19 protein-coding genes are annotated in these 18,844 nt (G+C 70.4%); 6 read left to right on the top strand and 13 right to left on the bottom strand.

Features of this window, described 5'->3' with window-relative positions; genetic code table 11:
* Window positions 1–62 precede the first annotated feature (62 nt).
* Window positions 63–1,763, top strand: coding sequence for a DUF1800 domain-containing protein (locus tag O5M90_RS05705; protein WP_269840307.1), 1,701 nt, complete (start codon window positions 63–65; stop codon window positions 1,761–1,763).
* Between the two features lie 11 nt (window positions 1,764–1,774).
* Entirely contained in the window at window positions 1,775–3,154 is a 1,380-nt protein-coding gene (locus tag O5M90_RS05700) for a DUF1501 domain-containing protein (protein WP_269840306.1), read from the top strand.
* On the opposite strand, the gene O5M90_RS05695 is transcribed toward O5M90_RS05700, so the two are convergent.
* The 6 genes from O5M90_RS05695 to O5M90_RS05670 form a co-directional block, all read right to left on the bottom strand.
* Window positions 3,151–3,681, bottom strand: coding sequence for a hypothetical protein (locus O5M90_RS05695; protein WP_269840305.1), 531 nt, complete (start codon window positions 3,679–3,681; stop codon window positions 3,151–3,153). The genes O5M90_RS05700 and O5M90_RS05695 overlap by 4 nt on opposite strands.
* On the bottom strand, window positions 3,678–4,064 hold the full coding sequence (locus O5M90_RS05690) for a hypothetical protein (RefSeq protein ID WP_269840304.1): 387 nt from the start codon (window positions 4,062–4,064) through the stop codon (window positions 3,678–3,680). Before O5M90_RS05690 ends, O5M90_RS05695 begins: the two co-directional genes overlap by 4 nt.
* Window positions 4,065–4,090: 26 nt before the next feature.
* Window positions 4,091–4,489: a hypothetical protein gene (locus tag O5M90_RS05685; RefSeq protein ID WP_262970452.1), complete on the bottom strand. Its 399-nt coding sequence runs from the start codon at window positions 4,487–4,489 to the stop codon at window positions 4,091–4,093.
* A 50-nt stretch (window positions 4,490–4,539) separates the two neighbouring features.
* Window positions 4,540–4,755 carry a CsbD family protein gene (locus tag O5M90_RS05680; protein WP_137941979.1) on the bottom strand — a complete coding sequence of 72 codons (216 nt, stop codon included), beginning with the start codon at window positions 4,753–4,755 and terminating at the stop codon, window positions 4,540–4,542.
* A gap of 152 nt (window positions 4,756–4,907) precedes the next feature.
* Window positions 4,908–6,347, bottom strand: a complete 1,440-nt coding sequence (cls, locus tag O5M90_RS05675) for a cardiolipin synthase (protein ID WP_269840303.1) — start codon at window positions 6,345–6,347, stop codon at window positions 4,908–4,910.
* Between the two features lie 24 nt (window positions 6,348–6,371).
* Window positions 6,372–6,548, bottom strand: a complete 177-nt coding sequence (locus tag O5M90_RS05670; protein WP_266008619.1) for a DUF1328 family protein — start codon at window positions 6,546–6,548, stop codon at window positions 6,372–6,374.
* Between the two features lie 180 nt (window positions 6,549–6,728).
* Here O5M90_RS05670 and O5M90_RS05665 point away from each other — a divergent pair, with 180 nt between their 5' ends.
* On the top strand, window positions 6,729–7,055 hold the full coding sequence (locus O5M90_RS05665) for a hypothetical protein (protein ID WP_262970455.1): 327 nt from the start codon (window positions 6,729–6,731) through the stop codon (window positions 7,053–7,055).
* Here O5M90_RS05665 and O5M90_RS05660 read toward each other — a convergent pair whose 3' ends face one another.
* Genes O5M90_RS05660 through O5M90_RS05650 form a run of 3 tightly spaced genes read right to left on the bottom strand, consistent with a single transcriptional unit; the run spans window position 7,056 to window position 8,912 of the window.
* Complete coding sequence (locus O5M90_RS05660; RefSeq protein ID WP_269840302.1) at window positions 7,056–7,928, bottom strand: YihY/virulence factor BrkB family protein; 873 nt, start codon at window positions 7,926–7,928, stop codon at window positions 7,056–7,058.
* 21 nt (window positions 7,929–7,949) lie between these two features.
* Window positions 7,950–8,441, bottom strand: a complete 492-nt coding sequence (locus tag O5M90_RS05655) for a disulfide bond formation protein B (protein ID WP_269840301.1) — start codon at window positions 8,439–8,441, stop codon at window positions 7,950–7,952.
* Between the two features lie 3 nt (window positions 8,442–8,444).
* Window positions 8,445–8,912, bottom strand: coding sequence for a RidA family protein (locus O5M90_RS05650; RefSeq protein WP_137941985.1), 468 nt, complete (start codon window positions 8,910–8,912; stop codon window positions 8,445–8,447).
* 77 nt (window positions 8,913–8,989) lie between these two features.
* Here O5M90_RS05650 and O5M90_RS05645 point away from each other — a divergent pair, with 77 nt between their 5' ends.
* Entirely contained in the window at window positions 8,990–11,410 is a 2,421-nt protein-coding gene (locus tag O5M90_RS05645) for a DNA internalization-related competence protein ComEC/Rec2 (protein ID WP_269840300.1), read from the top strand.
* Here the strand turns inward: O5M90_RS05645 and mltB are convergent.
* From mltB to O5M90_RS05625, 4 genes are read right to left on the bottom strand one after another with little or no spacing between them, the layout of a single operon-like run.
* The gene (mltB, locus tag O5M90_RS05640) at window positions 11,398–12,456 is read right to left on the bottom strand and encodes a lytic murein transglycosylase B (protein ID WP_269840299.1); all 1,059 of its coding nucleotides are present in this window, start codon (window positions 12,454–12,456) and stop codon (window positions 11,398–11,400) included. The genes O5M90_RS05645 and mltB overlap by 13 nt on opposite strands.
* On the bottom strand, window positions 12,456–14,558 hold the full coding sequence (locus O5M90_RS05635; protein ID WP_269840298.1) for a transglutaminase family protein: 2,103 nt from the start codon (window positions 14,556–14,558) through the stop codon (window positions 12,456–12,458). Before O5M90_RS05635 ends, mltB begins: the two co-directional genes overlap by 1 nt.
* Entirely contained in the window at window positions 14,555–15,535 is a 981-nt protein-coding gene (locus O5M90_RS05630; protein ID WP_269840297.1) for a DUF58 domain-containing protein, read from the bottom strand. Before O5M90_RS05630 ends, O5M90_RS05635 begins: the two co-directional genes overlap by 4 nt.
* Window positions 15,536–15,543: 8 nt before the next feature.
* Window positions 15,544–16,485: an AAA family ATPase gene (locus tag O5M90_RS05625; protein ID WP_137941988.1), complete on the bottom strand. Its 942-nt coding sequence runs from the start codon at window positions 16,483–16,485 to the stop codon at window positions 15,544–15,546.
* 55 nt (window positions 16,486–16,540) lie between these two features.
* On the opposite strand from O5M90_RS05625, the gene O5M90_RS05620 reads away from it, so the two are divergent.
* Both O5M90_RS05620 and O5M90_RS05615 read left to right on the top strand, forming a co-directional pair.
* A complete protein-coding gene (locus O5M90_RS05620) occupies window positions 16,541–17,476 on the top strand; it encodes a histone deacetylase family protein (RefSeq protein ID WP_137941989.1) in 936 nt (311 codons plus the stop codon).
* A gap of 50 nt (window positions 17,477–17,526) precedes the next feature.
* Window positions 17,527–18,822: a mechanosensitive ion channel family protein gene (locus O5M90_RS05615; RefSeq protein ID WP_262970460.1), complete on the top strand. Its 1,296-nt coding sequence runs from the start codon at window positions 17,527–17,529 to the stop codon at window positions 18,820–18,822.
* Window positions 18,823–18,844: the final 22 nt, after the last annotated feature.

Genomic DNA, 18,844 nt, shown 5'->3' with positions numbered 1-18,844 from the left:
CGTTACCGGGCGGGAGCCGTCGCTCCCTTAGATTGCGCCCTCGAATCCTAGCGAGAGCCCGCATGAGCACGATTGTTGCCGAGCCCACCCCCGTAGTGCCTGCCCAGCGCATCGCGCTGTCCCAAGAAAGCCTGAGTCTGCTGGGCGTCACTGCGGCCTTGAGCGCCTGTGGTGGCGGTGGCGGCGGTGAGGCCGGCGGCACCACGGCCCAGCCCGACTCGGCGCCGGCGCCGGCCCCGGTCCAGGTGCCGATCACCGACGCCGCCGCGGCGCGCTTCCTCGCCCAGGCCGGTTTCTCCGCCAGCATGGCCGATATCGCCAGCGTCAAGTCGGGGGGCTACGCCGCCTGGCTGGAGCAGCAGTTCCGGGCCAGCGGCGGCAGCTCGCACGTCGACTGGTTGCTGGCCAAGGGCTATGGGGCCGAGAGCTACAAATACAGTTTCAGCGGTGTCGACAACAGTCTGTGGCGCAAATGGCTGTCCTCGCCGGACGCGCTGCGCCAGCGTGTCGTGATGGCGCTCAGCGAGATCTTCGTGGTCTCGATGACGGGCCTGCCGGTGGCCTGGGGCAACTTCGCCGCGGCCGCCTATGTGGACATGCTGGAGCAGCGTGCCTTCGGTTCCTTCCGCGATCTGCTGGAGGGCGTGACCCTGTCCTGCGGCATGGGCGTCTACCTGAATATGCGCGGTAACAAGAAGGAGGACGGCAAGGGCAGCGCACCGGACGAAAACTATGCGCGCGAGGTGATGCAGCTGTTCACGATAGGCCTGCACGAGCTCAATCTCGACGGCACTCCGGTGCTGGGCGCCGGCGGCCAGCCCAAGGAGAGCTACACGCTGGCCGATATCACCGAGCTGGCGCGGGTCTTCACCGGCTGGGATTTCGACGGCCGCAGCGAGACCGATCCGAGCTTCATGCGCCGGCCGATGAGCCACAACGCCGGCCGCTTTGCGAGCGGCGCGAAGCGGGTGCTCCAGGTCGACATTCCCGCCACGGCCGACGGGCCGACGGCGCTGAAGATCGCGCTCGACACCCTGGCCAACCATCCCAATGTCGGCCCCTTCATCGGCCGCCAGCTGATCCAGCGCCTGGTCTGCTCGCACCCCAGCCCGGCCTATGTGCGGCGGGTGGCCGGCGTGTTCAACAACAACGGCACGGGCCAGCGCGGCGATATGAAGGCGGTAATCGCCGCCGTGCTGCTGGACGAGGAAGCCCGCAATGTCGGCAGCGCGCCGTCCAGCGGCCGGCTGCGCGAGCCGCTGCAGCGCTTCATCCAGTGGGGCCGCAGCTTCGGCCTGAGCTCGCCGACCGATCTGTGGAATGTCGGCGACACCTCCAACCCGGCCACGCGGCTGGGCCAGAGCCCGTTGCGCAGCCCCTCGGTGTTCAATTTCTTCCGCCCCGGCTATGTGCCGCCGAACTCGCAGCTGGGCAGCAACGGCATCACCGCGCCGGAGTTCCAGCTCTGCAACGAGAGCACGGTGGCCGGCTATCTGAATTTCATGCAAGGTGTCGTGGCCAACGGCATCGGCGAGCTCAAGTCGGTCTATACCGAGGAACTGGCGCTGGCGGCCGATGCGCCGGCCCTGGTCGAGCGCGTCGCGCTGCGCCTGGCCGGCGACGGTCTGAGCGCCGCGACCAAGGCGACCATCGCGACCGCGCTGGCGACGATGAAGGTCGACACCGAGGCCCGCCAGCTCAACCGGGTGCAGGCCGCCGTGCTGCTGGTCATGGCCAGCCCCGAATACCAGATCCAGAAGTAGGCAGGCATCGCATGCATCACAGCAAGATCCATCAACTGCAGCGGCGCGAGTTCCTGCGCCGCGCCTCGGCCCTGGGTGTGGCCGGCGCCGCCGCGCCCTGGGCGTTGAGCCTGGCCGGCATCGGCGAGGCGGCGGCCGCCACCGCGCCGGGCGACTACAAGGCCCTGGTCTGCGTCTTCCTGCATGGCGGCAACGACCAGGCCAACACCGTTGTGCCTTACGACCCGGCCAGCCATCAGGCCTACCAGAGCCTGCGCGGTGCCATCGCGACGCCGCGCGATCAGCTCGCCGCCACCGCGCTGAGTCCGCTGGCCGATGGCCGCCAGCTGGCGCTCGCGCCGCAGCTGGGCCGGATGAAGGCCTTGTACGATGCCGGCAAGCTGGGCCTGCTGCTCAATGTCGGCACCCTGGTGCAGCCGACCACGCTGGCCCAGTACAAGGCCAGGAGCGTGCCGCTGCCGCCCAAGCTGTTCTCGCACAACGACCAGTCCAGCATCTGGCAGTCCAGCATGCCCGAGGGCGCGACCAGCGGCTGGGGCGGGCGCCTGGGCGACCAGTTCCTGTCCGCCAATGGCAACGCCACCTTCACCTGCATCAATGTCTCCGGCAACGCGGTCTTCATGTCGGGCCAGCAGGCGGTGCAGTACCAGATGTCCAGCGGCGGCGCGGTCGCAATCAATGGCGTGAGCAAGCCGCTGTACGGCTCGCAGGCCTGCGCCGATGCCCTGCGCAGCCTGATCACGGCCGAGCGCAGCCACTGGATGGAGCAGGAGCTCAACCGCGTCGTCGCACGCTCGGTCAATGCCCAGTCCATCGTCGCAGCTGCGATGAGCAGCCTGCCGGCGCTGAGCACCACCTTCGACCCGACGAACAGTCTGGCCACCCAGCTGCAGATGGTCGCCCGGCTGATCGCCGCGCGCGCCAGCCTCGGGGTCAGCCGCCAGGTCTTCTTCGTCTCGCTGGGTGGCTTTGACAACCATGATCTGCTGCCGACCCAGCACCCGCTGCTGCTGGGCCGCGTCAGCGATGCGCTGGCCAGCTTCTATGCCGCCACCGCCGAGCTGGGCGTGGCCGAGCAGGTGACCAGCTTTACCGCCTCGGACTTCGGCCGCACGCTGACCAGCAATGGCGACGGCTCCGACCATGGCTGGGGCAGCCATCATTTCGTGCTGGGTGGCGCGGTCAGGGGCGGGCGTTGCTGGGGCCAGGCGCCGGTGGTGGCGATCAACGGGCCCGACGACGTCGGCCAGGGCCGGCTGCTGCCGACCCGCTCGGTCGACCAGCTGGCCGCCACGCTGGCCAGCTGGATGGGCGTGTCCGCCAGCGAGCTGCCGCGCCTGCTGCCGCAGATCGCCAACTACAGCGAGCGCGATCTGGGCTTCTTCGCCTAGCGCTTGGGCTCTTGCGGGTCGGCACCGTCCGCAGTGCCAGCGGCCGGCCTGGCGGCCGCCGTCATCAACAGGAGTTGGGCCAACAAAGCTTCGAGCGGCAGCCGCCGCAGCTGCGTCCACAACCAGGCGCCCAGCGGCCGTGAGCCGAAGCGGTGCTTGACCACGCCCCAGCGCCAGGGCTTGCTGGCCACGAAGGCGGCGCTGCCCAGCGCGACCAGTCCCACGGTGAGCAGTGGATAGCGCCGCACGGTGGGCAGCAGCGATGCTTGCGCTTGCAGCCATGCCGCTTCGGCGGGACGCCGCCAGGGATGATGTTGCCAGACGGCCTGGAGGCCGGTCAGTGCCGCGTCGGCCAGCGGCGAGCTGCGCAAACGCCGGCGCCAGCAGCGCCACAGCGCGCTCAGCCGGGGCAGCGGGCGGCCGGCAGCTTGCCTGGCTTGCTCGGCGTCGCGGCGGTCGCCGCCCATGGCCTGGCGCAGGCGCAGTCGCGAGTCCGCCAGCCTTTGCAGCGCGATCTCGGCGCTCATGAGGTCTTGCCCGCTTCCTGCAGCACCGCACCGTCCAGCTGCAACTGCTGGCGCAGCAACGGGAACAGGCGGGACGGTGGCTGGCCCTGCAGCATCAAGAAGCACAGACCGGCCGCCAGCCACGGCGCGACGGCGACGCCGGCCAGCAAGGCCGGCATCGGCATCTCGGCCAGCGGCACGACCGCCAGCAACATCAGCGCACCGCCGCTAAGGCCCAGGCCCAGCACCAGGCTGGCGAACAGCGCGGCGGCCCAGAGGCTGCGCCGGCGCAGCTGCGCGAGCGCTTCGATGCTTTCGGCCGTCGCCAGCTGGGCGTAGGCGCCCAGATGCTCGGACAGCAGCTCCGGCCGGGTGGCCACCAAGCCAATCAAAGGATGAATCATCGCCGGTGGCCCCGCCGCTTGCCTGCTCAGTGCTGGCTGCGCGAACGGCTGGCCCAGCCCGCGATCACGGCCAGCGCCGCGCCGGCCGCCACGGCCATCAGCACGGACTTGACAGGCTCATCGCGGATATAGGCGACCGAGCGCTCGCTGCCGCGGCTGACCTGATCGCGCACCTCGGCGCTGGCCAGGCGTGCCTTCTCCAGGCCGCGGCGCGCCAGCTCCTCGGCATGGCTGACCGCATTGCCCAGGGCGCCGGGCACGGTCTGGCCCAGTTCATGGACTCGGCCCTGCAGATGGTCGAGAGCGCCGTTGCTGGCACGCTGGGTGCTGCGCAGCGCCTCCTCGGCCTTGCTGGCGGCCAGCGCGGCCGCTTGTTCGACGCTATGGCCGGCATTGCTGCCCAGCGCTGTATTGCTTTCGTTCATGGAGTTCTCCTTGCGGTTTGCGGTCGGGGCTGTGCGGGTGCGATCAGGGCTCACTTGAACCAGCTGTCGTTGACGCCGCGCTCCCAGCTGGCGAGCTGCTTCTCGGCCTCATCCTTGGCGATGCCGTAGCGCTCCTGGATCTTGCCGCTGAGCTGGTCGCGGCGGCCGGCGACGACGTCGAGATCGTCGTCGCTGAGCTTGCCCCATTGCTCACGGACCTTGCCCGTGACTTGTTTCCAGTTGCCTTCGATGCGGTCCCAGTTCATGGTGAATCCTTTCGTCTGTTTCAGAGGAGGGCGGTCGGCCGGAACGACGTGCTGGGTGTCCCTGATCCGATGGCTTCAGTCTAGAAAGACCGCCCCGGCCGGGCCATCGGAGAAGGGCGGCTGGGCGTGTAGGACCAGGCCCCATTGCCCCGTCACCACCAGCGCTCGAACCACTGCGCCAGCGTCTCGCGGGCGCGCTGCCACAGCGGGCGGTTCTTCCAGGCCTGCAGCTCGATGGCCTGGGCAGCGGCCAGGTCGCGGCGGAACATGCCGGTCATCGCGTTGCCGAAGTCTTCGCCAAACACGACGGCATTGACCTCGTTATTGCCGGTGAAGCTGCGCCAGTCCATATTGCTGGAGCCCACGGTCGAGACCACGCCGTCGATCACCGCCGTCTTGGCATGCAGCACCGCGTCTTGCAGCTCATGGATCTTGACCCCGGCCTCCAGCAGCCGCTCGTAGTAGCCACGCCCGGCGTGCAGCACCGGCGCGAAGTCGCTGACCGAGGGCAGCAGCAGATGGACATCGACGCCGCGCCGCGCCGCATCGCTGAGCGCCGCCACCATGTCCTCGCCCGGCGCGAAATAGGCCATCGTCAGGTAGACGCTGCGCTGCGCGCTGTCGATCGCGGTCAGCAGCATCACGTAGATCTTGTTGAACTCGTCGTCGGGCGTGGACGGGATCACCCGCAGCAATTGCTCGCCGGCGGCGGCGGCCGGCGTCGGCGTCAGCGCGGGCAGCGCCTCCTTGCAACCCTGAGCCACCCAGGTGCTGCGCACCAAGTCATCGAGCGCCGGCACCGCGCTGCCGCGCAGGCGGATCTGGGTGTCGCGCCAGCCCCGCTCCTTGGCAGAGTCGCTGCGCTTGCGGCCGAACGAGCCCGATGAACCTGATGAGCCTGATGAATAGACCGCGCTGATATTGATGCCGCCGGTGAAGCCGACGTCGCGGTCGACCACCAGGATCTTGCGGTGGTCGCGGTGCGTGATGTCCCAGTAGCCCGGACGCTGCAAGGGGTTGACCGGGTTGAAGGCGCAGACCGCGATGCCGGCCTCGCGCAGCGCTTCGAAGAAGGCGGGGTCGGTGCCTATCGAGCCCAGCGCGTCATAGATCACGGCGATCTGCACGCCTTGCGCGCGCTTGCGCTTGAGCAGCGCGGCCAGCTGCTGGGCCACCCCGTCGTGCTCGACGATATAGCTCTCCAGCAGGATGCTGTGGCGGGCCCGCTCGATGGCCTCGAACATCGCGGCGAAGGTGGCTGGCCCGTCGAGCAGCAAGCGGGCCTCATTGCCCGCATGCAGATGGACATCGTCATCGACGGCGGTCTGCGCGGCCAGATGGCGGTGCAGCAGCGAGGCGCTGCCCTGACTACCGATCTTTCGCAGCACCGCCTCGCGCTGGGCCTGGCCCAGACGCCCGCGCTGGCCGCTGACCGTCAGCCGGGCCGCGACCTTTCCGGCCTTGGCGGTGGGCGGCGGTGCGTCGGCACGCGCGGGCAGGGCGCGGGTGGCGCAGCCGCCGAAGCTCAGACTCAGGCCCAGTGCCAGGCCCGCAAGCAGCACGGTGATGCGCGGGCCGGGCCGGGGATGCATGCAGAGCTCCTCGGGGGCCCGCGTCTATTTGCGCAGCGCGCCGACGCCCAGCATCGCCAGCACCAGCAGCACGACGAAGATCAGCAGGAAGACGAAGAACAGCAGCTTGGCGATGCCGGCGGCGCCGGCGGCGATGCCGCTGAAGCCCAGTACCCCGGCGATCACCGAGATCAGGGCGAAGATGAGGGCCCACTTGATCATGTCGAGTCCTTGGCGTGGCTTGGATGGCTCGACTCTAGGTCTGGTCCGGCGCGGCGGGCATCGGCGGGCGACGCCTGGCCCTGTAGGACGCCGGCCCGCCCAGGCAATGCGGCCTTGTCCTACATGCAGCCGCGCCGTGGCCCGACAGGGGCAGGCGCGCGGCCTGCCTAGCATCGCTGCATGAACAGGATCATGAACAGCCCGCAGCGTGCCGAGGCCGAACCGGCGCTCGATGTGGATCTGCTGCTGAGCACACCCGCCAGCATCGTCGTGCGTGCGCGCGTCGAGTTTTCCGATGGGTCGACGCTTCAGGACGCCGGCCTGGTGGTGGCGCGCGAACACTGCCACGGCAACCGCCCGGAGGTCTCCGCACTGCGGCGCGCGGCCCAGCTCTGCGCGGCGCGGCTGAGCCGGCCGGTAGGCCCCAAGCCGCGCGCGGTGCGGGCCTTGTATGCCCTGGTCGACGGGGCCTGGTGCGCCTTGCTGCTGCAGCCGCAGACGGCTTGATCAGGCCGGCATCGGCAGATGCCGGCGCGAGCCGCGCGCGTGGGCAAACACCCAGGTGAACTCGGCGCCCAGCAGAAAGATCTGCGCCGAGTAGTAGACCCAGATCAGCAGCACCACCAGCGAGCCGGCCGCGCCGAAGCCGGAGCTGATCGCGGTGCTGCCGATATATAGGCCGATCAGGCTGCGCCCGATGCTGAACAGCGCGGCCGTCACCACCGCACCGACCCACACATCGACCCAGGCCACCCGTGCCCTGGGCATGATCTTGTAGATCAGCGCGAACATCGCCGTCATCAGGCCGAAGCTCAGCAGATGATCGATCACCAGGATCAGATCATCCCAGCCGCCCAGCAGCGGTGACCACCATTTGTGCAGCGCTGACAGCGCCGCACCCATCAGCAGCGAGACCATCAGCAAAAATCCGAAACCTAGGATCAGCCCGAAGGACAGCAGGCGCGCGCGCAGCAGCGCCCACAGCCCGTTCAGAGGCCGGGCCGGCACGCGCCAGATGCGGTCCAGCGTGCTCTGCAACTCGGCGAACACCGAGGTCGCGCCGATCAGCATCAGCACCAGCCCCGATACCGTGGCCAGCAGACTGCCACCGGGCCGGTTGACGCTCTCCAGCAGCCCCTGCACCGCCAGCGCACCGGCGCTGCCCAGCAGCGCCTGCAACTGGCCATAGATCTCGCCGCGCGCGGCCTCGGCGCCGAACACCAGGCCGGCCACGGACACGACGATCAGCAGCAGCGGCGCCAGCGAAAACAAGGTGTAGTAGGCGATGGCCGCGCCCATGCTGGGCGCCCCGTCGGCCAGCCAGGCTGCGCCGGCGCGGCGCGCCATGCTCAGCACCTCGGCGGGGGTCAGCGGCGGCATCGTGAGCGCATGAGGCCGGGCTCAGCGCCGCCGCAATGCCAGCACGCCGGCCACGAAGATCGTAGCGAACAGCAGGGCGCTCCAGAACTCATAAGGCAGGCCCAGCAGCCGGTAGGCGGCGGCCTCGGCGCAGGAGGCGGTGATCATGAAGACATCGGGCCACAGCGTCTCCAGGTCCAGCGCGGTGACAACCCGGTCGGCCAGGGTCATATCGCAGGAGGCCAGCTTGGAGGCCACCTCATGCTGGTAGTAGGCCGAGGCCAGGCCGGCCAGCGACAGCAGCAGCACCGCGCCCAGCGAGAGCTTGCGCAGCGCAGCGCTGCTCTTGAGCAGCCAGCCCAGGCCGGCCACCGCGCCCAGCAGCAGGAAGAGGGCCCGCTGCATCACGCACCAGGGGCAGGGCTTGACGTTGAAGCCATGCTGGGCGATCAGCGCGATCGCGACGCCGCCGAAGCTGGCCAGGCAGACAAAGGCCAGCACGCGCGCCGGCAGTTTCGAGGCGGTCAGGAACATTGATCAGTCCGCGTCCACTTCCACCACCAGATCGATCTCGACGCAGGCCCCCATCGGGTTCTGGGCCACACCGAAAGCGCTGCGCGCATGGGCGCCGCGCTCGCCGAAAACCTCGGCGAACAGCTCCGAGGCGCCATTGGTCACCAGATGCTGTTCGGTGAACTCCAGCGTGCTGTTGACCAGGCTCATCAGCTTGACGATGCGGGTGATCTTGTTCAGATCGCCGACGGCGGCCTGCAGCGTGCCCATCAGGTCGATCGCGATGGCGCGGGCAGCCGCCTTGCCGGTGGCGGTATCGGTGTCCAGGCCGAGCTTGCCGACCCAGGGCTTGCCGTCCTTTTTCGCGATATGGCCGGACAGGAACACCAGATTGCCGCTGCGCACATAGGGCACATAGGCCGCCACCGGCACGGCCACGGGCGGCAACTCGATGCCCAGGTTCTTCAGACGCTCATAGACGGTTGTGCTCATCGGGGGCTACTCACGGCAGGTAAAAAGGTTTAGAAAGTTGGCGCGAATCCTACACCGAGCTTCCAGGGAGGAAGCGGATGCCTGACGCATGGCGCACGCCGCATTCGGCCGTGTTGGCGCTGCTGGCCTGGCTGGCCGGCCTGGCGGCGCTGCAGCAGTGCGCGCGCCTGCCCGAGGCGCGCGAGCTGGCGGCGGTGCTGCTGCTTGCAGCGGCCCTGGCCGGGCTCGCGCTGCTCAGACCCCGGGCCTGGCCGCGCGGCCTGCTGCTGGCGCTGAGCCTGGGCCTGCTGGCTTTCGGCCAGGGCGCCTGGCGGGCCCAGCAGCGGCTCGATCAGGCCTTGCCGGCCGCCTGGGAGGGGCGCGACCTGCTGCTCAGCGGTCGCATCGCCTCGCTGCCGCAGGCGGTGCAGGGCCAGGGTGGCCTGCCGGGGCGGCGCTTCGTCTTCATGGTCGAGCGGGCCGAGGACCCGCAGCGCAGCGCCGAGCCTCAGGTGCCGCCGCGCCTGCTGCTGAGCGCCTATGCCCAGCCGGGTGTGCCGCTGCCCGACTGGCGGGCCGGCGACCACTGGCAGCTGCTGGTGCGGCTGCGCCGCCCGCACGGCCTCTCCAACCCCCATGCCTTCGACTACGAGCTCTGGCTGTTCGAGCAGGGGCTGCGCGCCACCGGCGTGCTGCGGCCCGGCGGCCATCGGCTGCTGGAGGCCGGCGGTGCCTGGCGCATCGACCGCTGGCGCCAGCGCCTGCGCGATGCGATCCAGCGCCATGTCCCCGACCCCGGGGCCGCCGGCGTGCTGGTGGCACTGAGCTTGGGCGAGCAGGCGGCGATCACGCGCACCGACTGGAGCCTGTTCCGCGATACCGGCATCAGCCATCTGGTCGCGATCAGCGGTCTGCACATCACGATGTTTGCCTGGGCCGCCGGCTGGGCGGTGGCCGGGCTGTGGTGTCGCAGTGCCAGGTCTTGCCTGTGGCTGCCCGCGCCGCGTGCCGGGCTGTGGGCCGGCGTCGGGGTGGCGCTGGCCTATGCGCTGTTCTCGGGCTGGGGTGTGCCGGCCCAGCGCACGGTCTGGATGCTGCTGACGCTGGCGCTGCTGCGCCAGCTGGGCCTGCGCTGGCCCTGGCCGCTGAGCCTGCTGCTGGCGGCCTGCGTCGTGACGGCCATCGATCCCTGGGCGATCAGCCAGGCGGGGTTTTGGCTGTCCTTTGTCGCGGTCGGCCTGCTGATGGCCAGCGGGCCCGGCCTGCTGCCACCGGGCTGGCGCGCTCAACTCGGCGCGGCGCTGCACAGCCAGTGGGTCGCCACGCTGGGTCTGGCGCCGCTGACCCTGCTGTTCTTCCAGCAGATCTCGGCGGTCGGCCTGCTGGCCAATCTGGTCGCGATCCCGGTGGTCAGCCTGCTGATCACGCCGCTGGCCCTGGCCGGCAGCCTGGTGCCGCTGCTGTGGGACCTGGCCGTGCTGTGCCTGCAGGGGCTGATGCTGTGGCTGCGCTGGCTGGCCGGCCTGCCTTGGGCGGTCTGGCATGTGCCGGTGGCGCCGCTATGGGCCCAGGTCTGCGGCCTGCTGGCGGCGCTGCTGCTGGTGCTGCCGCTGCCCTGGGGTTCGCGGCTGCTGGGCCTGCCGCTGGCGCTGGGCCTGCTGTGGCCGGCCGTGCCGCGCCCGGCGCCGGGCCAGCTGGAGCTGCTGGCCGCCGATGTCGGCCAGGGCACGGCCGTGCTGCTGCGCACCGCCAACCACAGCCTGCTCTACGACAGCGGCGCGCAGTACACGCCCCAGGCCGATGCCGGCCAGCGGGTGCTGCTGCCGCTGCTGCGGGCGCTGGGCGTGCGCGAACTGGACCTGCTGCTGCTGAGCCACCGCGACCAGGACCATGTCGGCGGCGCCGCCGCGCTGCTGGCCGGCTTGCCGGTGCGCGCGCTGCTGAGCTCGCTGGACGAGGGTCATGTCTTGCTGGCGGCAGGCGCGCCGCAGCGCCGCTGCGAGCGGGGCCTGCGCTGGCGCTGGGACGGCGTGGACTTCGAGATCCTGCACCCGCAGCCGGCCGACTACCGGCGCGAGGCCGTCAAACCGAATGCGCTGTCCTGTGTGCTGAAGGTGCGGGCCGGCGCGCGCGGCGTCCTGCTGAGCGGCGATATCGAGGCGGCCCAGGAGCAGAGCCTGCTGGGCCTGCCGCAGCTGCCCAGCGACTTGCTGATGCTGGCCCACCATGGCAGCCAGACTTCGTCGACGCCGGCTTTCCTGGACGCGGTGGCGCCGCGCCAGGCCTTTGTGCAGGCCGGCTATCGCAACCGCTTTGGCCATCCGGCCCCGGCCGTGCTGGCACGGCTGCAGGCGCGCGGCGTGCCGGTCTGGAACTCGGCCGACTGCGGCGCGCTGCGCTGGCGCAGCGATGCGCCCGAGCCCTCATGCCAGCGCGAGCTGGGGCGGCGCTACTGGCAGCGCACGGCGGTGGTCGAGCGCGAGGTGGGCCTTTCGGGCGCCGACGATCAGGGTTTTTGAGCGCTGTCCCTGAAGCCACGCAGCGTGCGCCCCAGCTCGATCACCGCATAGGCGTAGTAGCTGGACCAGTTGTAGCGGGTCAGCGCATAGAAGTTGGCGGTGCCAGCGATATAGCTGGGCGCGGCCGTGCCGTTCTGCAGCTCGACCAGGGCCAGCGCGCCCTGGTGTTCGCGGCCGGCCTCCGAGAGCTCGGCACCGGCCTCGGCGAACTGGGCGGCGCTGAAGCTGGGCAGGATGTCGGGCGCCAGCAGGCGGGCCCGCTCGACGGTGTCGACCGGTACCGCCACCGTGTAATGGGTGGGCATGCCGGGCCGCCAGCCATGCTGGGCCAGGTAGTGGGCCACCGAGCCGATCGCGTCGACCGGGTTGGCGATCAGGTCGACGTGGCCGTCGCCATCGAAATCGATCGCGTGCTTGTTCCAGCTGCTGGGCATGAACTGCGGCCAGCCCATTGCGCCCGCGTAGGAACCTTTGACGGTCGCCGCGTCCAGCCCCTCGCGCTGGCACAGCTTCAGGAACTCGGCCAGCTCGGCGCGGAAGAACTCGCTGCGGTCGCGCCGTCCCGGCGGGAAGTCGAAGCCCAGCGTCACCAGCGCGTCCAGCACGCGAAAGCCGCCGGTGATCTGGCCGTAGAAGGTCTCGACGCCGATCAGGCCGGCGATCAGCTCGGCCGGCACGCCGTACTGCGCCTCGGCCCGCGCCAGCGCGGCCTCATGGGTGGCCCAGAAGGCCAGGCCGGCCTGCAGCCGGCGCGGCTCGACGAAGCGGGCCCGGTAGGCGGCCCAGTCCTTGGCCGTGCCGGCCGGCGGCGGCATGATCAGGCGCTGCACCGTGGGCAGCTTGCGGGCCTGGGACAGCAGGCGGCGCAGGCCGGCCTCGTTCCAGCCCAGCAGTGCGGCCTGCTCGCTGGCGAAGCGCATCAGGTCTTCGCGCTCGCCGTAGAGCGCGGCGGCGGGCGGCGGTGCTGCTTGTTTCTTCTTGGTGGCTTGGGCCGGGCCGGCCAGCGCGGCGGTGATCAGGGCAAGGGTCAGGGCACGCAACAACATCAGGAGGTCTTCATGGTCTGGTGCCGCAGCATACGGCCTGCGGCACGGAACTCGCGCAGCCAGCGCCAGCGGTTCAGCCAGCCGGCCGTGTTCGCGGCCTTCGCCGTGCTGCCGGCCGCATAGCGCGCGAGCTCCAGCGCCAGCAGCTGGCGTGCCAGCGGCTCGGCCGCCGCGCCGTGACGGGCTCGCAGCAGGGCGGCCCATTGGCGCGGCGCCTGGTGGGCGGCGGCGGCGATATCGAGCCGGCGCAGCTCGCGCAGGATGGCGCTGCGCTGGCGGCTCCAGCCGTCGTGCGGCCGGGCCTGCCAGGCCGCCCAGGCCGCGCCGGCGCCGGCCAGCAGGCCGATCAGCGCGCCGACCAGCTGGCCCAGCGACTGCCAGTCGGGGCTGCGCCAGCCCAGCTTCTTCAGCAGATCGAACTGGTCGTTGCGCGAGTAGTTCAGCACATACTGCTGCCAGCGGTTGTTGAGCTGCTCCCAGCTCCGGGCAATGGCGCGCAAGCCCTGCCACAGGGCCGGATTGACCTGGCCCAGCGCGCCGGCGAAGGCGCCGGGCGGCGGGCTCAGGGCCTGGCCCAGATTGACGCGGTCCGGCGCCACCGCGGCGGTCGGGTCCACTCGCACCCAGCCGCGCCCGGCCTGCCAGACCTCCGCCCAGGCATGGGCCTGACTGTTGCGCACGACCAGATAGCCGTCCTGCAGCTCGCGGTCGGCGCCCTGGAAACCGGTGACGATGCGGGCCGGAATGCCTAGCGCCCGCATCACGACGACAAAGCCGGCCGAGAAATGCTCGCAAAAGCCCAGCCGGCGGTCGAACCAGAACTCGTCGATCAGATGCGGCGTCACCTCGCCGTAGCGGCCCGGGGCCAGCGTGTAGATGAACTCGGCCGTGGTGATATGGCGCAGCACGGCGGCCACCATGGCCGGCGCATAGGCCTGCTCGTCCAGGCCGGCGAGTTCGGGGCGGCGCCGCAGCTCGGCCGCCCAGCCCAGGGTGCGCGGGTTCAGTCCCTGGGGCAGCTCCAGATAGGCTTGCAGGCCCAGGGTCGGCTGCAGCGGGCCGCTGTCATAGTCCAGATAGGCCTGCTGGTTCAGGCGCAGGCGCTCGGTGATGGGCCGCGGTGCCAGCCATTGCAGGTCGATGCTGCGGCGCAGCAGCAGCCCCTGCACATCCATCTCGCTGCCGGGGGCCTCGGGGCTGCTCTCCAGCAGCGGCAGCACGCTCAGGCGCAGCGGCTCCATCGTCAGCTCATAGCGCAAGACCTGGCCCCGCACCCGAGGGGCCGGCGCGCGGCTGATGAAGGGGTTGTTATTGCCGGGCAACGGCCGCCAACTGCGGCCGTCGAAGCGACTGAGCACCGGGCCGCGGAAGTACAGGCCTTGCGGCGGCGGCGCCGGGCCCTCGAAGCGCAGCCGCATCGCGATGCTCTCGTCGTTGGCAATCTCCGACATCGCGCCCAGTTCCATCTCGTTGGAGAGCCCGGTGCGGCCCACCGAGTCGCTGGGGATGCCCCACAGCGGCGCGATGCGCGGGAACAGCAGGAACAGCAGCACCATCACCGGCAGGCCCATCGCGGTGGTGCGGGCGGCCTGGGTCGCGGCCAGCTTGAGGCTGGGCTGGCCCACCGGCATCTGGGCCAGCACCAGCGCGCTCAGCAGGGCCCAGACGCTGACCAGGGTCCACAGCCCGGTCAGCAGCGACTGCGAGTACAGATACTGGGTCAGCACCAGGAAGAAGCCGAGGAAGAACACGACGAAGGCATCGCGGCGCGCGCGCAGCTCCAGCGTCTTCATCGCCATCAGCATCACCAGCATCGTGATGCCGGCCTCGCGGCCGATCAGCGTGCGGTGGGTCAGCAGGGTCAGGCCGGCCGTCACCAGCAGCAGCAGGCTCAGGCTCCAGCGCCCGGGCAGTGCCTGGCCGTTCCAGGCCAGCAGGCCGCGCCACAGCAGCATCAGGCCGGTCAGCGCCGTGCACCACAGCGGCAGATGGCTGGCATGGGGCAGGGCGGTGGCGGCGATCGCGAACAGCAGGAAGAAGGTGTCGCGGGTCTCACGCGGCAGGTGCCGCAGCTTGGCCATCAAGTCCTGTCGGGCACTCATCGCAGCGGCTCCAGCGGAGCGGCCGCCAGCAGCTCCAGACAGGCCTGGCGCTGTGCCGGCCCATGATCGGGGGCCAGTTCTTGCCCGCCCAGGCGCAGGCCATAGGACTGGCCCAGCTGCTCGGCCAGCAGCACCCAGGCGCTCAGGCGCGAGAGCCGTGCCTCCCAGTCCAGGCCGGCGGTGTCGGCCAGGTCCAGCCAGCGCTGGCGGCTGGCCGGCGCCAGGGTCTCGCGCACCAGCAGCTGGCCGTCGGGGGCGCTGGCGGCCTTCTTCCACAGCACCTGCTTGATCGAATCGCCCTGGCGGTAGGGGCGCACCCCCTCGAAGTCCTGGCCGCGCACCATCAGCGTCGCGGCGCGCTGGCCCTCGCCGCTGCTGGCCGCCTGGCCGGGCAGGGCCGGCGGCGGCTGCTCGGGCCGGGGATAGACCCAGACCCGGGCCGCCGGCCGCCAGATGCTCCAGGCGCCGAACAGGCCGAGCGGAAAACGGGTCGAGACGCGCAGCTGCGGCAGCTGCATCAGGCCGCGCGTGGCCGCCGGGCAGCGCAGCTGCAGCAGGCTGTGGCCCAGCGCCGGCACATCGGCCCAGGCCGGCTCCGCCTCCTTGCCTTGCCGGACCTGAATGCCGATGCCATAGCGTGCCCGGCCGCTGTTGTGCAGCCTCACCTCCAGCTGCACATCGTCGCCGGCAAAGACCGGCTGCGGGCCTTTCAGGTCCAGGCTCAGGCCGCGCAGATTGGCGTGGGTGGCGTGCATCGACGCAAAACCCGCGCCGGCCAGCAGAAAAGTCAGCAGATAGCCCAGGCTCAGCTGGTCATTGATCGAGGCCAGCAGCAGCACGACCAGGGTGATGCAATAGAACAGCCCCGGCCGGCTCGGCAGGATGTAGATATTGCGCTGGCCCATCTGGTGGGTGTCGCTGAGCGGATGGCGGGCCTGCCACCAGGCCCGGGCGCGGCGTCGGAGGGACTGCACCATGTCAGCGCTCAGGGAATCGGGATGGACTCGATCATGGCCCGCACCTGCTCGCGCGCGCCGCGGCCGCTGCCGGCCTTGGGTCGCAGACGGTGGGCAATGGTCTGCGGCAGGATGGCCTGCACATCGTCGGGCGAGACATAGTCGCGCTCGTCCAGCAGGGCGCGCGCGCGCGCGGCGCGCAGCACGCCCAGGCCGGCACGCGGGCTCAGGCCTTCGACAAACCACTGGCCCGAGCGGGTCGCGGCCAGCAGGGCTTGCAGATAGTCCAGCAGGGCCGGCGCCGCATGGATCTCGCGCACGGCGGCCTGGGCCGCCAGCAGCTCGCCGGGTTGCATCACCGCAGCCAGCGCACGGATCGCCTCGCGGCTGTCCTGGCCCATCAGCAGCTCGCGCTCGGCCTTCTCGTCCGGATAGCCCAGCGAGATGCACATCAGGAAGCGGTCCAGCTGCGACTCCGGCAGCGGGTAGGTGCCGAGCTGCTCGCTGGGGTTTTGCGTCGCGATCACGAAGAAGGGCTGGGGCAGGGCATGGGTCTGGCCGTCGACGCTGACCTGGTTCTCCTCCATCGCCTCCAGCAGCGCGCTCTGGGTCTTGGGGCCGGCGCGGTTGATCTCGTCGGCCAGCAGCACCTGGGCGAACACCGGCCCGGGGTGGAAGGCGAAGCCGCCGCGCTCGCGCTCGTAGACCGAGACGCCCAGCAGATCGGAGGGCATCAGGTCGGAGGTGAACTGCACGCGCGAGAAGCGCAGCCCCATCGAGACCGACAGGGTGTGGGCCAGCGTGGTCTTGCCGACCCCGGGCAGGTCTTCGATCAGCAGATGGCCGCCGGCGATCAGGCAGGCCACGCAGTCGCGGATCTGGGTCGGCTTGCCGCGGATGATCGTGCTAATCTGGTGCTGCAGCGTCTTGAGTTGCTGGAACAGCTGGTGCTTGGTGGCTTGGTCGCTCATGCTCGGACATTAACTCAAAACACGCCGCGCCATCCTGACTGCCGCGCCCTCCTGCATGCCCACTGCCTACCTCAGCCACCCCGACTGCCGCCGCCACGATATGGGCGCCGGCCATCCCGAATGCCCGCAGCGCCTGGACGCGATCGAGGACTGGCTGATCGGCAGCGGCCTGGATGTCGCGCTGGAGCGCCATGAGGCGCCGAGCGTGCGCCTGTCGGACGTGGAACTGGCCCATACCCATGGCTATGTGGCTCAGCTGCGCGACACGCTGGAGTCGCTGGCCGCCACGGGCGAGTCGCGTGCCATCGACCCCGACACCATCGCCAACCCCCACACATGGTCGGCCGCCTTGCGCGCCGCCGGCGCGGCGGTGCAGGCCACCGATCTGGTGATCGACGGCCAGGTCGAGAACGCCTTCTGCTCGGTGCGCCCGCCGGGCCACCATGCGACGCGCGACCAGAGCATGGGCTTTTGCTTTTTCAACAATGTCGCGATCGCGGCCCGCCATGCGCTCGATGTGCGCGGGCTGCAGCGCGTCGCGGTGGTGGACTTCGATGTGCACCACGGCAATGGCACCGAGGACATCCTGGCCGGCGACGAGCGCGTGCTGATGGTCAGCATCTTCCAGCACCCGCTCTATCCCTATTGCGGCGCCGTGCCCAAGGGCGAGAACATGATCAATGTGCCGGTGCCGGCCTACACCCGCGGCGGCGAGATCCGCGAAATGATAGAGGCGATGTGGATGCCGGCGCTGGAGCGTTTCAAGCCCGAGATGATCTTCATCTCGGCCGGCTTCGACGCCCACCGCGACGACGATCTGGGCCAGCTGGGCCTGGTCGAGGCCGACTACGAGTGGATCACCTGGCGCATCAAGGAGCTGGCCGAGCGCCATGCCCAGGGCCGCATCGTCTCCTGCCTGGAGGGCGGCTACCACCTGGGCGCGCTGGCGCGCAGCGTCGGCGTGCATCTGCGCGTGCTGGCCGGGGTCTGAGCCCGGCGCGACTTTTATGATGCGGCGCCACTTGGCGGCCGCCCCGACGAATGAACCATCATCCCCTGACTTTTGACGAATTGCAGACGCTGCTGGCGTCCCTGCTGCAGCCCGCGGCGCTGACCGAGCTGGCCCTGGTGCTGGCCTGCCTGGGCCTGGCCTGGCTGGTGGTCTGGCGCCTGCGCGGCCGCCAGCCCCAGCCGCCCTCGGTGCTGTTCGGCCGCCAGCTGTTCGACGGTGTGCTGTTCCCGCTGCTGGCGCTGGCGCTGGCCTGGGGCGCGCGGCGGGCGCTGCCGCTGCTGGGCGTGCCGGTGGCGGTGTTCAAGGTCGTGATCCCGGTGCTGATCTCGCTGGCGGTGATACGGCTGACGGTGCGGGTGCTGAGCGCGGCGCTGCCCAGCTCGGGCTGGGTCAAGCTGATCGAGCGCACCGTCTCCTGGCTGGCCTGGGGCGGCTCCATCCTGTGGATCACCGGCCTGCTGCCGGTGCTGATGGCGGAGCTCGACGACATCAAATGGAAGATAGGCGCCAGCCAGGTCAGCCTGCGCGCGCTGATCGAGGGCAGCCTCAGCGCGGTGCTGGTGATGGTGCTGGCGCTGTGGGTCTCTTCGGTGATCGAGGCGCGGCTGCTGCGCAATGTGACCACCGATCTGTCGCTGCGCAAGATCGGCGTCAACCTGACCCGCTCGCTGCTGATCTTCGTCGGCCTGCTGCTGGCGCTGACGGCGGCCGGCATCGACCTGACCGCGCTGGGCGTGCTGGGCGGCGCGATCGGCGTGGGCATAGGCCTGGGCCTGCAGAAGCTGGCGGCCAACTATGTGAGCGGCTTCGTGATCCTGGCCGAGCGCTCGCTGCGCATCGGCGATATGGTGATGGTGGACGGCTTCGAGGGCCGCATCAGCGACATCAAGACCCGCTACACGGTGATACGCGCGCTCAACGGCCGCGAGTCGGTCGTGCCCAACGAGATGCTGATCACACAGCGGGTCGAGAACTCCTCGCTGGCCGATCCGCGCGTCTCGGTGGTCACGACCGTGCAGGTGGCCTATGGCACCGATGTCGAGACCCTGATGCCGCGCATGGTCGAGGAGATCATGAAGGTGCCGCGCGTGCTGCATGACCCGGCGCCCGGCGTGCTGCTGCGCGAGTTTGCGGCCGACGGGCTGACCCTGCAGATCGGCTTCTGGATCGAGGATCCGCACAACGGTCAGCTGGGCGTGCGCTCCCAGGTCAATCTGGCCATCCTGCGCCTGTTCGATGCGCTGGGCATCGAGATCCCGTTCCCGCAGCGGGTTGTGCACCAAGCGCGCAATAGTGCCGATTCGGCGCCTGTGACACCGCCCTGAACCTGGAGCCGCTGCCTACCAT

The sequence above is a fragment of the Paucibacter sp. M5-1 genome, assembly GCF_027498415.2.
Taxonomy (GTDB): domain Bacteria; phylum Pseudomonadota; class Gammaproteobacteria; order Burkholderiales; family Burkholderiaceae_C; genus Roseateles_E.
Note: the sequence above shows the minus strand (reverse complement) of the source record. Positions and strands in the feature narration are given on the sequence as shown.